Origin of the sequence: Agarivorans sp. QJM3NY_33, assembly GCF_050870865.2 — a bacterium.
Taxonomy (GTDB): Bacteria; Pseudomonadota; Gammaproteobacteria; order Enterobacterales; family Celerinatantimonadaceae; genus Agarivorans.
This window is the reverse complement of sequence record NZ_CP194039.2, coordinates 173,492-188,301: the sequence shown is the minus strand read 5'-3', so window position 1 is coordinate 188,301 and position 14,810 is coordinate 173,492. Positions and strand designations below refer to the sequence as shown.

The 14,810-nt window shown below is 45.4% G+C and carries 12 protein-coding genes; all 12 read right to left on the bottom strand.

The features are described from left to right. Window positions 1-7: 7 nt before the first annotated feature. Entirely contained in the window at window positions 8-1,822 is a 1,815-nt protein-coding gene (locus ACRRSY_RS00865) for a type VI secretion system Vgr family protein (RefSeq protein WP_432455098.1), read from the bottom strand. A gap of 70 nt (window positions 1,823-1,892) precedes the next feature. Further along, complete coding sequence (locus tag ACRRSY_RS00860) at window positions 1,893-2,372, bottom strand: Hcp family type VI secretion system effector (RefSeq protein WP_432455099.1); 480 nt, start codon at window positions 2,370-2,372, stop codon at window positions 1,893-1,895. Between the two features lie 191 nt (window positions 2,373-2,563). Next, entirely contained in the window at window positions 2,564-5,146 is a 2,583-nt protein-coding gene (gene tssH, locus ACRRSY_RS00855) for a type VI secretion system ATPase TssH (RefSeq protein WP_432455100.1), read from the bottom strand. Between the two features lie 31 nt (window positions 5,147-5,177). Continuing rightward, the gene (gene tssG / locus ACRRSY_RS00850; RefSeq protein WP_432455101.1) at window positions 5,178-6,155 is read right to left on the bottom strand and encodes a type VI secretion system baseplate subunit TssG; all 978 of its coding nucleotides are present in this window, start codon (window positions 6,153-6,155) and stop codon (window positions 5,178-5,180) included. Then, a complete protein-coding gene (gene tssF, locus ACRRSY_RS00845) occupies window positions 6,152-7,981 on the bottom strand; it encodes a type VI secretion system baseplate subunit TssF (protein ID WP_432455102.1) in 1,830 nt (609 codons plus the stop codon). Before tssF ends, tssG begins: the two co-directional genes overlap by 4 nt. Before the next feature lie 3 nt (window positions 7,982-7,984). Further along, a complete protein-coding gene (gene tssE / locus ACRRSY_RS00840; protein ID WP_432464171.1) occupies window positions 7,985-8,461 on the bottom strand; it encodes a type VI secretion system baseplate subunit TssE in 477 nt (158 codons plus the stop codon). Beyond that, complete coding sequence (locus ACRRSY_RS00835) at window positions 8,461-9,270, bottom strand: type VI secretion system accessory protein TagJ (RefSeq protein WP_432455104.1); 810 nt, start codon at window positions 9,268-9,270, stop codon at window positions 8,461-8,463. The genes tssE and ACRRSY_RS00835 overlap by 1 nt, the downstream gene beginning before the upstream one ends. Window positions 9,271-9,274: 4 nt before the next feature. Continuing rightward, window positions 9,275-10,828, bottom strand: a complete 1,554-nt coding sequence (gene tssC, locus ACRRSY_RS00830) for a type VI secretion system contractile sheath large subunit (RefSeq protein ID WP_432455105.1) — start codon at window positions 10,826-10,828, stop codon at window positions 9,275-9,277. A 32-nt stretch (window positions 10,829-10,860) separates the two neighbouring features. Then, window positions 10,861-12,354, bottom strand: a complete 1,494-nt coding sequence (tssC, locus tag ACRRSY_RS00825; RefSeq protein ID WP_432455106.1) for a type VI secretion system contractile sheath large subunit — start codon at window positions 12,352-12,354, stop codon at window positions 10,861-10,863. Beyond that, window positions 12,351-12,866, bottom strand: a complete 516-nt coding sequence (tssB, locus tag ACRRSY_RS00820) for a type VI secretion system contractile sheath small subunit (RefSeq protein ID WP_432455107.1) — start codon at window positions 12,864-12,866, stop codon at window positions 12,351-12,353. The genes tssC (ACRRSY_RS00825) and tssB overlap by 4 nt, the downstream gene beginning before the upstream one ends. A gap of 47 nt (window positions 12,867-12,913) precedes the next feature. Further along, a complete protein-coding gene (gene tssA / locus ACRRSY_RS00815) occupies window positions 12,914-14,026 on the bottom strand; it encodes a type VI secretion system protein TssA (protein WP_432464170.1) in 1,113 nt (370 codons plus the stop codon). 8 nt (window positions 14,027-14,034) lie between these two features. Then, on the bottom strand, window positions 14,035-14,808 hold the full coding sequence (locus ACRRSY_RS00810) for a PP2C family protein-serine/threonine phosphatase (protein WP_432464169.1): 774 nt from the start codon (window positions 14,806-14,808) through the stop codon (window positions 14,035-14,037). Between the last annotated feature and the right edge of the window lie 2 nt (window positions 14,809-14,810).

The following is a 14,810-nucleotide window of genomic DNA, read 5'->3' as shown; positions in this document are numbered from 1 at the left end:
TAATTTCCTAGTTTAACGAGATGGAAGGCGCCTTAAGGGCGATAGCCGAACCATTAATAGAAATGGACGAGCCCTTAATGTCGATATTGCCACCACTCGATAAAATAATAGAGGCACCACCAGCCTTAATTGTGACCTTGCTTCCAGCGACAAGATCAAGATTTTTTCCAACATCAAGCAGCAGGGTTTTTCCAATCTTCTGCGACTGGTTCTCCGCTACCTCAATCGTCAAATCTTTACCAATTTTTTCGATTTGACACTGCTTAATTTCGGTTTGTAGATCTTTTTCCGCCTGCAGGTAGAGCAGTTCTTTTCCGGCATCATCATCAAAACGGATCTCGTTGAAATTACTTTCCCCGCCCCCTTTAGTAGAACGCGTTTTAATACCCGACTGGAATTTCTTACTGGGTAAAGCGTAGGGCGGCATTTGATCACCGTTGTACAACGCTCCGGTAATCACTGGTTGGTCGGGATCACCATTGAGGAAACTCACCAGTACTTCTTGGTCCACTCTCGGCAAAAAAAATGCGCCATAACGGCTACCCGCCCAATTTTGCGCCACCCGGATCCAGCAAGAACTACTGCTATCTGGCTTGGCTTCACGGTCCCAATGAAATAAGACTTTAATCCGGCCATATTTATCCACGTGGATATCTTCACCAGGATCGCCTGTGACTAAGGCGGTTTGAGTGCCATGGATCAAGGGGCGCGGGGTGACCTGTAACGGTCTGAATAGCACCTCGGAAGGTATGCACGAAAACTGATTGTGTAATACCTGACCACTATTTTTCGCGGCTCCCGTTTGACTAACGATGGCGACACTTAAAGACAGCTGGGTAATCAAATAACTTTTGTTCAGCTGTTTTGGATCTTCATGAGACTTGAAAGTAAAGTATTGGCCTGCCGAAAAAGTCGCGCAAGTACTACCACCAGCACACAACAAGGTATCTCTTTGCATCGCTTCTAAAGCAATATTCGCAGAATTTTGCAACTCCGGGTTTAATTCAGAACCAGCATAGTATTCAAAGACTTCACTACTTAATTGCTGTTTACTTACGGCTACTTTTTGTTGCTCGCCCTTTGGTTTTACTTTGGGCTTTATAAAATCAAATCCATACTTAACCGAGCGTCCAGCAGGGAGCTGAAAATTACCGTTCCAAGAAAAAACATGCGCTTCGGCTAAGGAGCCGGTAGTAAAAACGACCTGCGACTCTTCAGCCTCTCGGTAAGCGGTCAAAGCATCGACTAAAACCACAGAATGCTTGCTCTTACGATGTTCTATAAAATAAAAAATGCCCGCCTCTTCTAATAGGCGATGCACAAAGTCTAAGTCACTTTCGTTGTATTGAACCTTAAATGCCAAACTCGAGTAAGTTGACTTAAGCTCGCTCTGCATCGGTACACCGTGTTCAGTAAGTATCTTTTTGACAATTTGTTCTACACTAAGCTTCTGAAAAATTCTGCAATTGATTCGTTGCTTTAAAAAATGTAAACCCGATACCAGCTGCAAACGATAATCCTGATATTTTTCCCCTTCGGCTTCGCTAGAAATACGACTACCTAATGCATGGATGCTAGAAACAAAACCATTAAAATAGCGAGTAACAGTTTCTTCAGACTTTTGGTAATCTAATTTAACCGTCACTGATTTACCAATAAGATCATCCTGAGAAATAAGCTGACCATTGCTATAACAAGAAACATTTATAGAAAAAGGAATAGAGATACCTTCTTGAATATCAAATTGAGTAAGGTGGAGTACATCCTTACCTAAAGGTGTTTCTATTTGTATGATATTCTTGCTCTGGCTTGCCTTTTTCATATTTCTCATTTTTCACAATAAATAAAGATAAAAACGGGATAGTTAAAAACTACCCCATAGGTAAGAACAATTACATTTGTTGACCTTTAACACCGCTATAGCCGTAAACAAGTGGTGCTTGAACATTATTTTGATCATCAGTTGGGGTAACGGTCATCATCATTTCAGTGTAAGAAATCGTGATGTGCTCTACCGGACGATCATCTTGAATCGAAACAGCATAACTAGAAATCATCGCATCGGTTAACTCGATTTTCATGATTTCTTCAATTTTTTCACCTTGCTTAGTAATGTGGAAAACTGCTGGTTTACCCTTACCAATAGTGGCTTCTTTGAATAAATCAGGCGAAGCTTTATCTTGCATTTTTGAAATTGTGACATCACATAAGCGCGTTGCGCTCGCTTCACGATCTTGGGCAGTCCCCGTATGAGAAGTGATCTCACGACTCACCGACCAATCAACTGATAACAGCGTAATTAGATCTTTGTACTGCTCAGCGGTTGCTTCGCCTTTAATATCACCATATTTCAAATAAGTATTTGCTTGCATGCTAAGTTCCTTTAGCTAATTTTTAAAAATATACCCATAAGGGCTAGGTTATTAATGCATCGCCTTAAACGAGCAAATTTACTTGTCGCAGCCATCTCACAAATCAATCCAGTAAAAAACAAATTAAAAAGACAACCATCACAACTTCGAATAACACATTATAGATATTTATATCAATAAATAAACATAAATCACTCTGTTTCTACACAATAATTAGAATCACGTATATCGATTAAGATTGATCCGACATTTTTCTTAGAAAAAACAGCCTCCAACACCTTTTTCGATATAATCGGCAATAAATCATTTTGAATATTATTTTGAATCGCCCTCGCACCTATATCTGCGTTATTTGATTGTTGGTTCAAATATTCAGCGACTTGCTCAGAAAAACGTAATGTTCCTTTATAACTCTTGGAAAACCGTTGTTCGACACGCTGTAACTGCAAACGAACAATCTGCTGCAGTGTGACGTGATTTAGAGGAATAAAAGGGATCACATTTAAGCGACCGATAAAAGCCGGCTTAAATACGGCGAGCAGGTCATCGTTAAGCGCCTGTTTTAAGCCGTCAATATCAGGGGCTGTTTCTTGATCCTCAAACAAAGCAGTGGTGGTATCAGTTCCAACATTCGAAGTCATAATGATGATGGTATTTTTGAAGTCTATGTCTCGACCTTCACCATCTTTAATCGAGCCTTTATCGAAGACCTGATAAAATATGTCTTGCACTCCGGGGTGGGCTTTTTCCATCTCATCCAGTAATACCACGCTGTAAGGTTTGCGCCGCACAGCCTCGGTGAGCACGCCCCCTTCACCATACCCCACGTATCCCGGAGGAGAGCCGACTAATAAAGAGACTTTATGCTCCTCTTTAAACTCCGACATATTGATTACCGTGAGGTTATCTTCACTGCCATAGACCTGTTCAGCCAAAGTTAAAGCGGTTTCCGTTTTACCTGTACCGCTGGGTCCCGTGAGTAAAAACACCCCATTGGGCTTACGCTCGTCACTGAGATGAGCACGGGTGGTTTGTACTACTTTGCTGATTAAATCTAGAGCGTGATCCTGGCCGATAATCCGCTCGGCCATTTTCTGTGATAAGTTCAAAACCGTAGTTATCTCATTAGCTTGCATCCGCCCAAGAGGAATACCCGTCCAATCAGCAATCACCTCTGCAACGAGTAATTCATCAACTTCTAAGAACACCATCGGTTGAGCCACTTCCGCTAAAGAGGCTTTCAAATCCACCAGCTGACGACGTAACTCAAGCCGATCGTCATGATCCACATTTAAAATCTCATCAACATACTGCTTGGCTTTTTTCACCAAACCCTGTTCGTCACGCCAAGTGCTTTCGGCTTGCGCAAAGGCAGCTTGAACATCTACCAATTGGCAGCTAAGTTGGCTAAGTAGGGCTTGATGATTAGAACCCGTCAACTGTTCTCTCTCTAATTGCTCAATTTGAGCACTGAGTTGTTGCTGCTGTCGCTGTAAATGCTCTACCTGGCTTGGCGTTGCCGCTTGGCTCATCGCTACCCGGGCACAAGCTGTATCGAGCAAGGCCACCGCTTTATCGGGTAGTTGACGACCATTAATGTAACGATTTGAAAGACAAACTGCTGCCTGTAAAGCTTGATCGCTAATACTGACTCGATGATGCTTTTCCATCGCTGGCAGCAAACCTCGCAACATGACGATCGCTTTGTCTTCACTAGGCTCTTCAACTTTCACCACTTGAAAGCGACGCGTCAAGGCAGCGTCTTTCTCAAAATATTTCTTGTACTCAGCCCAAGTTGTAGCGGCAATTGTTCGCAGTTCACCCCGCGCCAAGGCTGGCTTGAGTAAATTAGCAGCATCGTTCTGCCCAGCTTGGCCGCCACTGCCAATTAACGTATGCGCTTCATCGATAAAAACAACGATTGGGATTGCCGAGTTTTTTACCTCGCTGATCACCGACTTTAAACGATTTTCAAACTCGCCCTTCATCCCAGCACCTGCCTGTAGCAAGGCTAAATCCAAGACCTGAATCCTCACATTCTGTAATGATTCAGGTACATCTTTGGCGACAATACGTTGAGCTAAACCTTCCACAACGGCCGTTTTACCCACCCCAGCCTCACCTGTCAAAATTGGGTTATTTTGCCGTCGACGAGTTAAAATATCGATCATCTGACGGATTTCATCATCACGCCCTAAAATTGGGTCGAGTTGGCCCTGTCGAGCTTGCTCGGTTAAGTCGATGGTAAACTGCTCTAAGTTAGGCGTTTTAGCTGAGGATTGAGTCTGAACAGTGCCATCACCAACGTTATTTTGCAGGCCCGACCAAATACGGCTCAGTTGACTAACCTCAATGGCTTCCAAATGTTGCAAATAATCCATGGTGGTGAAACTTAAAGTATCGTCACTCAATAAAGCGTGAAGAATATGCACTGGAAAAATGCTGGTTTGCTGGTATTCAATCGTCGCGACCATCCATGCTGCACTTAATAGACTCACAATTTGCGGAGACAAACTTGGGGTTTGTGGATTACCCGTTTTAGCTTGTTCAAGACTACGATTTAAATCCTGAATAAAGCCCGCTAAATCAAGCGAATAATACTGAGCGATGATGTATAAATCCTCACTGCGCTGCTCACACATTGCCAACAGCCAGTGCTGAACTTCAACACTAAAATGACTACGGCTATTAGATAGCGCGGCGGCCGACTCTAAACTTTGCTTGGCAGCTGGCGACAGCTTCTCAACCATTGATTTCAAACTCATTGTGGTCATTTTTATTCCCTTTCCTTGCTTTCGAATGCGCTTACGCAATCACTATCTTGGTGTACTGTTCCATGTGCCGACTATTCATGCTTAAGGATGCGCCGCGCCCAAGAGCCAAGCTGCAATGACCTAAACGCCCACTCGGCATATCTCGATAACGTGCACTTAAACTCCAACGAGGACGAATATGATTCGGTAAATATGCGGCCACGGTTTGTTGCAATAGATCCAATAACGGCCCTCCTGGTAACAAACGCTGAGCCGCCGCTTGACTGTCGGCCTGAATATCAATGTCAATGGCTGAGCCCACATCCCATATTTTGCTGCCCAAGGTGGCACTTCTGCCAAGCTGAGCATGCTGACCTTCAGGGGTGAATCGGCCTCCTAACTGCGTTTGCTCAGATTCATTTAAACTCAGCCACTGCCCGACTCGCTGATGAACCACCACCTGACAGCCTGATATCAGCTGAACGATTTGTTTTAAGGCTTGTGCACTGCGTATGGTTTGAGAAAACAGTCCGCCGACATAAAGTTGACTAGAAGTAGAAGTCCCCGCTAATGCGTGCAAAGCCAAAGAAATAGGATCGGATTGCCCAGTTTGTAAGCGACGCAGATATTGCAGTGGGTACTGATATTTCTCCCAAGCGCGGTGGTACAAAGAAATAACGCGGTGATGAAAGATGTCTAAAAAGTCACGCATCGATTCATCTTTTTGTTTGCAACGTTCCATGACCCATTCACTATAATGGCTGGGTAATACGCCACTAGGCCCGGTTAGGCCCATGAAATTGACGTACACCTGGTAAGGTTGCGAGGCCGACTCTGGCACCACCACCTTCGCTAAGGCTTTTCCCGGAAAACCTAAATTTTGCGGCACTTTAAAACGCAGCGCTTCGTGCTTTGGCAGCGTATCGGAGCCTATTCCATGATGAACGCCCCCCCGACTTGCTTGGATCGCGACCACACTATGATGAAAATCTTGTTCGCTGCCACTATTTAAGCCTTCAAAGAGATTCATAACAGCTCCATATCTCCCGCCAAGGCGGGCCAGCGATGCAATGCTTGAGCATGGCCCAGTATTCGAATCGTTAAACGGGTAAAGCTATTAATGGTGGTGTATTGTGCAAAAAAGTGTGCCAGTACATTGCCAAAAAAGAACAGATTGGTGCCAGACAAATCTTGGTTGGTAAATACAAGCTCGATGTCCGAACCGTGGCAGAAACCAACTCGACCATTTTGTACGACTCTTGCGGTTGCTCGCTGAACATCCAGACTGGTGATAGCTTCAATCAACACCTTGGTTTGCGGTAACTGTTTAAAGTCGTACAACTGCAACAACTCCTGCAACAACTGGACTGCATTTGCCTGAGTAAAGTGATTGAGCGTTAGGTGACTGGCCAATTGCCAGCGAGAAGCATCAAACATTGCCGGTCGCACCGGTTCGCTAAATGGCAGCAAACAGCGAACATTTTTTAGAGAGTCAGCGCGACTGGGCATCACGACCGAGGGTTGACCACCACCAAAGGGCAGTCTTGCAGGCAAATTTCGATTACTGCACAGAGCTTTCGCTGAAATCAGCCATTGTTCATGCTGCTCGATATCCAGCGGCTTCGCATTGCCATCAACCACTGATAAATAGCTCTCTACGCCCGGCTCGTCATGGCCTCCCGCCCATTTGTTGAATTCACGACGCAGCGTCCAAAATAGATGACCCGCAGGCACATAATGAGGAAGCTGACTACCATAAAAAGGCGTGACTGCAACACCATTGTCGTGCTGATCAAAAGCTTCTACATCTAATATGCGAATCACTTCGGAGATATCCGCATCACGATAGCGAGGCACCAGACGATGCTCAAACCGAGCGGGATCTAAGCGCAGCGGCTCCAACTCATCTTCGAACAGATTCACCACTGGTACACAACCAAGTAAGATGTTATCTGCACTAAGCTGTTTCGCCAGAATATCAGAATCGGCGTCAAGATAGATATATAGGTCCACTTCATGCTGCTCACCAAACCAATTGGGCTCCAGATCTTGAAGCTCAAAAAACATGAATTTCTCAGGACATAAAAAATGCTCAACCAACAAACGGTAGCCATTAAAACTACGTTGTTCGTAAGGTACGACCTTTTCTTCATCGGCAAAGCCGACCGCATGTATATGCCTTGCTTGCAAATATTGGCGAGCCTGCATACTGTCAGGATTGGCAAATGCCATACCAACACTCGATTGAAAAATTAATTGATAAAGTTGATAGCTCAGCTGTGGTTGGCCGTGAATATAGAATCGCAGCTTGTCGATACCTAAATCACGGAACGACACATCATCAAATTCGCAACTCAGTCTTAATTTTAAAACGGCGCTAACATGCTTTTGAAAATTGGGCCGAGGCGCTTTAAAGGGGGCACTTTCAAAACTCGCTTTAGTAAGCTCTATCGGCCACATTTGCACGTCGTAACACGTATTAAAACGACAACTTTTATAGCCCGGAACTTGGGTATCTAATTCCGTCCCTTTAGGGATCATCAAACTATAGTCAGTGACGTTTTGAGTGCTCATCTTAATCACTGACATCGAGGGGATCGGTGCATGATAATCAGGGTAAAGTTGACCAAGTAGAGCTTCCGTAAGCTCAGGAAAACTGTCATCAAGCTTTTGCCGCACTTGAGCAGTTAACAAAGCAACGCCCTCTAATAAACGAGATACATGCGGATCTTCGACACTTTCTTCGCTGATCCGCAAACGCCCAGCCACTTTAGGATAACGTTCGGCGAACTCGGCCCCCATATGACGCAGATAAGCAAGTTCACGATTGTAATACTTTAATAGTTCATCACTCATGACTTACTCAACTATTTTTATGCCTAAGCAAACGGGTTCAACTTCGGAATCGAAGGTCATCTCTTCCGGTTCAGGATCGGCATGACACAAGGCATGGATCCGCAAACGTAATACTCGATCCAGCGGTTGCTCATCGCTTACCGTCGACACCGATACATCAATAAAGCGCGGCTCAAATTTGCGGATCGTTTGTTCAACAATCTGACAGAGCCTCTCTCTTCCATCCTGACTACTTAAAGGCATTGACGAGAAATCGGGTAGTCCGTAGCTAAATAAAGAAAGATCGAGCTCGTGGTACCACTCTGGCCAGGTATGCCAATGCAATTTAGCATTCAGCAAGGCCTCTAGATCTCGACGAATACTTTGCCGATAAGCCTGTCGACCATAGATAGAGTAAACGCCGTTTGAAGCCAGCGCGTCATCATGGGTATTACACAAACGATCAAGTAAGGACAGTTGCAAAGCTGGTAAACCACTCATCACTCAACCGTCTCTGTGCAGCTAAGAGTAGAGCAAGACTCAAGCAAAGATATAGCCAGCGCATTATCGTTTACTAGCCACATTTTTAGCCCTCGTCCTTGAAAGAACTCACTATTTAACAAGGGCTGCCAATCTGTTTCGCGACCCAATTTTTCAGCGTCGCTCTCACTAGCGAGGTAAGTCATCGGCAGGAATACTTCACCTGAAGGACCATCTTTTATATCTAATTCAGCACGACGCCAGATCTGTTCGAATAGACTGGTCGCGGGGAGTAACTTTAGCCAAGTCACATCGGCAAAAGACACAAAATAATACAAGCCATTTGAGCCAAACACTTCCAAGTAACCCGCTAAGCTGTCATCTAAATCACGAAGTTCAGTGCAAGTTTGATCGTTGATTGTTAACTCAGCAGATTCACGCAAATGCTCCAACTGCTGCGCTGCACGCGTTAATGCACGCTGATCTTTATTGAGCAACGCTAAACGCAATTCAATAAGCTGAGTTAAGCTTTGCTTTGCACCACTCACCAAACTGGCGGTATCGCCACCGTGCGCAAAATCAACTCGAGATTGAGCCGCGTGTACTAACTGACGCATGTTTAATGCCCCTGGTACACATTGCGGGTGCTGTTTCACCAATAGATCTAACTGCTGATCGGCGCGCTCTAACTGGCCATCAATACACAACAACTCAATAAAGCTACTGCGCGTATCTAAATCTTTAGGTTTTACTTTTAAATGCGCGATAGTCGCGGCAATTGCTTCACTTAACTGTCCCTGTTGAATCAACTGTTTTATTTGTTGTTGCATCTATTTATCCTGCTTGGTGGTAGCTTGGCGATAACTCGGTTATCAAGCGAATACTGGATACCATCTGATCCAGCTGAAAATGTGGTCGTAAATGAATAATGGAGTAGTAATGGCCGGGTTTACCCCGCTGCTCTTTAACCTGGATACTGGCTTCATTCAGCGGATAACGGGCTCGGATTTCGTCAGATGCCTCATCGGAGGCGGTGGTATAGCGATGCAACCAACGCTGTAGATCACGTTCGATCAAGTGGGCACTATCAAATCTGCCGACCCGGTCACGTCCTATAATCTTGAGATAATGAGCAAATCGCGAGACACATAATACATATTGCAACATTGAGGAGAGGCGCGCATTCACCGCCACCGCCATACTGTCATAATGCTTAGGTAGATTCACCGAAGCATTGCTATACAAGACTAAGTGCTCGGTGTGAGGAACAGTGGAGACCGGAATAAAACCGCTATCAGACAACTGTTTCTCTAGTCGATCTCCCACCTGCAAATTAACTGGGGGCTTCGCTGAACGAATATGCCGTGACAGCTTAAAATCTGAACCAGGCAAGTCAAACACCAGACCATGTTTATATTGACCCGGCTGTAAGCCTCTAATTTGACTGAACCAACCCGACTCTCTAAATGCACGTACCGCTACCGAAGCCACACCATAGGCCGCATTTCCCCATAAATAATCGCGTTCCGGATCATTCACTTGCTCAACAAACATAAAGCCTTCTTGACGTCGGCCATCTTGCTGATATGGCTCCCGCATCAAGATATTTGGTGCAGCAATACCTAAGAATCGCGAGTCTTCCTGACTTCTTAACTTGCGCCACAACAGGTATTCATCTTGAGAGAACTGCGCCGCAATATCACGCACCGACGCCAATTCACTGAAATAATCGACCCCCAACATTGAAGGATCTGCCCCCGTGACAAAAGGAGCAAAAGCGGCTGCGGCGGTAAGACTAATAGCCCGCAGCGCTTCTAAATCATTTATCGCAATACCGTTACGCGCTTTATGACTCACTCGATAATCGCCGACAAGCATGCCAAAGGGCTCTCCACCAGGCATATTAAATTCATTGCTATAGATCTGTTTAAATAACTCACTTTGATCAAATTCGATGGCTCTAGAGACATCGCGACACAACTCTTGCCAACTGATACTAATCAACTTCACTTTGGTCACAAGGCTGTGTTCTTGCGGACCTATTTGGGCAGTAAGATACTCAAGCCCCCGCCAACTTGCCTCTAACTGTTGAAAGTGAGGATGGTGAATAATCGCATTCACTTGGTTATTCAGGCGCTCATCAATATCACGAATAGCCCGCAGTAAAATTGGCCGCAAGCGCTCTGCAGACCATGATTCAAGCTGCTGATTATCCTTCTCCAGCCAAATACGCAAGGCGAGATAGGCATCTTCAGTGGCCAGAAATTGATCCACGACTTCACTTTGGGCACACCAATCCGCATCGATCCGCAACGGTTCAACATCAATTTGTTGCAAAGTTTGGCTATCCACAAAGCGCAGAGATGGTAAAGTTTGAGTCATTGTCATGAGAAAACGCGGACCTTGCGGCCCGCTTTTAATTATCCGCCAATTTCTGGAATTTTTGCGACCAGGCGCAACGATGTGGTGAGTTCTTCCATCTGCAACCAAGGCCGTAACCAAGCCACGGCGTTGTAGGAACCCGGCGCACCAGGGATCTCTTTTACCTGAACCTTAGCGTCAGCTAATGGGTATTTCGCACGGATCTCCTGACCGCCTCCCTCAGAGGCGTTGACATAACTTAAGATCCATCGATTCAACCAATTCTCAACGTCTTCAGCTTCCATAAAACTGCCAATTTTGTCGCGAGCCATCACCTTAAGGTAATGAGCGAAACGAGAGGTAGCCATGATGTATGGTAAACGTGAAGAAATAGCCGCATTTGCAGTGATATCTGGATTATCAAAGCGCTTGGATTTTTGACAGGTTTGCGCGCCAAAAAACACTGCGTAATCGGTGTTTTTATAGTGACACAAAGGCAAAAAACCTAATTTACTCAATTCCGCTTCACGTCGATCAGTAATGCCAATTTCAGTTGGGCATTTCAAATCTGGATCGCCATCATCGGAAACAAAGAGGTGCGAAGGCAGGTTTTCAACCTTGCCGCCTCCCTCGGCACCACGAATAGCAGTACAAAAACCATACTTAGCGAAAGCTTCGGTCATCCGCGCACCTAATACATAGGAAGCATTCATCCAACAGTATTCATCATGCTCAGTGGTTTTCGACATGCCAGTTTGCGGATCAAGTTCAAACTCTTCATAACGAAATTCTTCAATCGGCGTTGTCGCTTCACCATAAGGTAAACGCGCCAATACTCGCGGCATAGCTAGCGTCACAAATCGAGAATCATCACTTTCGCGGAATGAACGCCATTTGGTGTACTCTAAAGACTCAAACACCTTCTCAAGATCACGAGGCTTGGTTAGTTCGGTCCAGTTATCAAAACCAAATAAAGCCGGTGATGATGCCGATAAGAAGGGCGCAAAGCCGGCCGCTGCAACATTCGACATCAAACTTAAACTTTCGATGTCCTCTGGATGATTGGTAAACTCATAATCACCAACTAAGGCACCGTAAGGTTCACCCCCTGGCGTTCCAAACTCAGATTCATAAACCTTTTTGAAAATTTGGCTCTGATCAAATTCAACCGCTTTGCTCAAATCTTTATGCAACTCTTTCTTACTCATGCTGAGCACTCGAATTTTCAGAGTTTGACTAGTTTCAGAATTCATCACTAAGTAATTCAAACCACGCCAAGATCCTTCCAGCTTTTGGAAACTTGGGTGATGCATCACCTCAGCAAGCTGCTTGGAAATAAGTTCATCAATCCCGGCAATCGCTTCTCGAAAAGTTACGGTAAGATTTTTATTCCAAGTCACGGTACCTTTCAACGCTTCTTCAGTAAGTGTTCTTAACAATTCTTCTGAGCGAGAGTAGTCCGTCTGCTTCGTCGCGCCAATCGCCTGCTCCAAGATAGAGCCCTGCGCTTGTTCAACACTTGGGTCTAGAACGGTTTGGCTTTCAAGACTCATGCTGCGCCCTCCGGATTAACATCTTTCGTTAGTTCACCCGCTAATTTTTGCAAAGAGTCGGTATTATTTAAGACCTCTTCCAAAATATTTTCTAAGTCTTCTGAGCGATCGACTTTGGTCATCAAATCACGAAGCTTATTACGTGTATCCATCAACTTACGTAATGGCTCGACTTGATTAACCACGGCTGCAGGATCAAAATCTTTCATCGACTGGAAAGCCAATTCGACGGACATCAATGAATCATCGTCCGCAAGTTTGTTATCCACTTTAAACTCTAATTTAGGATTCATTCGCTTCAATACATCATCAAAATTGTCGCGATCGATCTGAATAAAACGACGGTCTTTAAGCGGCTTCAATGCCGTGGTATTGTCGCCCGCAAAATCCCCCATCACTCCGACGACAAACGGTAATTCTTTTTTAACTGCAGCACCTTCAGTTTCCACATCGTAAGTAATGTGGACTCTTGGTTTGCGTACCCGAGACAACTTGCCGTGGATACTGTCCATATCAATCTCCTTGTTATTGATTAACACGTAGAGCGCTAAGCACCACGTTAGTCTTGTTGTTCCGATATAATTCCGGTCAATCGGAAATACCCGGTTCGAGCATCGTTATCTGTAATCAGCTCTTGGAGTAAATCCGGTAAGCTCATTCCACTCCAACGAACCACTTGCTCAATGGCATAAGCCATTGGCGAGTGAGGTTCTGTTTGTTTAAAAAAATCTGCTATTGTTGTCAGTTGAGCAATCGCCTCTACCCGGCTATTTAACCGCGAATGAGGACTAACTGCGTCCGCGGCAGAAAGCGCGCCATCTGTCGAGGCCATACTCACTTGCTGCGTCATTGACTGGCTTTCAGCTTCAGCCAATTTATCAGCGGCGATATAACGTACCGCCTCTGCACATTCAGTAAGACGCTTAGCGATGTGAGAACTGGGCTGCGGTTCGCCAACCGCCTCATCAATGCACTGTGATAAAAGCAGATAGGATTCCATGGCGGCTTCAATATCACTTAACAACTCAACAAAAAAACTGCCTCGAGTCGCTTTCACCGTGTGAGTAATATCTTCCAGCCGCACCGCGCCAGCGGCATAACGCTGGCTACGCTTAGTATCATCGAAACGCTCCACTTCGCTCGCTTGTTCAAATTCCCACAAGGAATAGGCTTGGTCTTCAACCAGCTCGGTTAAAGGCACACAAGCAATCGGCATTAACAGGGTGCCTTCACCGTCATAACCATTAAGTCCGATCAAAGGCGCGACGCGAGTAAGTAGCCCATCTTCATCTGGGCTGGGGTACAGATCTTCCCAATGCTGTTCAATCAGGCTACGCGCAACATCAAAGCCCAGTTTTATGCCCTTAAATCCTTTGCGGCGCACCAAGGCTTCAATCAGCCAAGCCGCGAGTTCTAAGTCTTTACAAGTATCGAGCAATACCTCGGGAACTCGCTGAATTATGGGGTCCCACTCATGAGCGAGGCTCAAAAGCGGCTCGTTATCCACCAAGGCATTACGCTCTGCGGCCCGAGCACCATTACGAACATCTTTAAGCGTAAAGTAGGTCGATAAAGGTGAAGCATCTAAGCGCGGGTCTTCACCGCAAGGTCGCGCTTCAGATAGAGGCTTTGCTAATGCCAGAAAATCAATCTCGAACAGTTGGTCAAACATTTAAGCTCCTAGCGCCGATTAAAAAATACGGGAACCGTATCGTCACAATGTTCTTCATCAGTTCCGGTATCGCTTTGACATACCTTCACCAACACACAACTCACATTGTCACTCGCGCCTTTCACCAAAGCGGAATGCATCAAGGCCAAACCAATATCAGAAACACTGTTCGCTTGCATGCACATCGCCAAATCAGCATCACTGAGCTCTTTGGTTAAACCATCGGAGCACAATAAAAATTGATCTCCCGGTAGCAACTGACCGGAGCTTTGATCCACGGTCAGCGCTTCACTTACCCCAATGGCTCGAGTAATCACATTCGACAAAGGGTGCTGCTCTGCTTCAGACTCAGCAATTAAACCTTGTTCGACCATTTCCATGACTTGGCTATGATCGCGAGTTTTACGCTGTAACTGCTGATCGCGAAACAGATAAATACGACTATCCCCGACCCAAAGACAATGATAGAAACCATCTCGAATCTGCAGTAACACAGCCGTACTGCCTGCCGTTTTCCCCGCTAAGTGCTGCTGCGAATAGTCAATGATTTGCTGATTGGCACCAAGTAAGGCCTTGCGTAGGCAATCAATGCTTAAATGCTCAGTTGGGCTTGACTCAACACTTTGCGTCACACTATCAATCACCATTTGACTGGCAATATCTCCGGCCGCATGGCCCCCCATGCCATCGGCAACCACCCACACGCCAGCTTCACGTAAATCAAGCACAGCATCTTCATTATATGGACGCACTTTTCCAGGATGGCTTCGTGCGAAACTCACAA

Coding starts and splice junctions, on each gene's coding strand:
- ACRRSY_RS00865 (WP_432455098.1), bottom strand. CDS start 1,822: ATGAAAAAGGCAAGCCAGAGCAAGAATATCATACAAATAGAAACACCT.
- ACRRSY_RS00860 (WP_432455099.1), bottom strand. CDS start 2,372: ATGCAAGCAAATACTTATTTGAAATATGGTGATATTAAAGGCGAAGCA.
- tssH (WP_432455100.1), bottom strand. CDS start 5,146: ATGACCACAATGAGTTTGAAATCAATGGTTGAGAAGCTGTCGCCAGCT.
- tssG (WP_432455101.1), bottom strand. CDS start 6,155: ATGAATCTCTTTGAAGGCTTAAATAGTGGCAGCGAACAAGATTTTCAT.
- tssF (WP_432455102.1), bottom strand. CDS start 7,981: ATGAGTGATGAACTATTAAAGTATTACAATCGTGAACTTGCTTATCTG.
- tssE (WP_432464171.1), bottom strand. CDS start 8,461: ATGAGTGGTTTACCAGCTTTGCAACTGTCCTTACTTGATCGTTTGTGT.
- ACRRSY_RS00835 (WP_432455104.1), bottom strand. CDS start 9,270: ATGCAACAACAAATAAAACAGTTGATTCAACAGGGACAGTTAAGTGAA.
- tssC (WP_432455105.1), bottom strand. CDS start 10,828: ATGACAATGACTCAAACTTTACCATCTCTGCGCTTTGTGGATAGCCAA.
- tssC (WP_432455106.1), bottom strand. CDS start 12,354: ATGAGTCTTGAAAGCCAAACCGTTCTAGACCCAAGTGTTGAACAAGCG.
- tssB (WP_432455107.1), bottom strand. CDS start 12,866: ATGGACAGTATCCACGGCAAGTTGTCTCGGGTACGCAAACCAAGAGTC.
- tssA (WP_432464170.1), bottom strand. CDS start 14,026: ATGTTTGACCAACTGTTCGAGATTGATTTTCTGGCATTAGCAAAGCCT.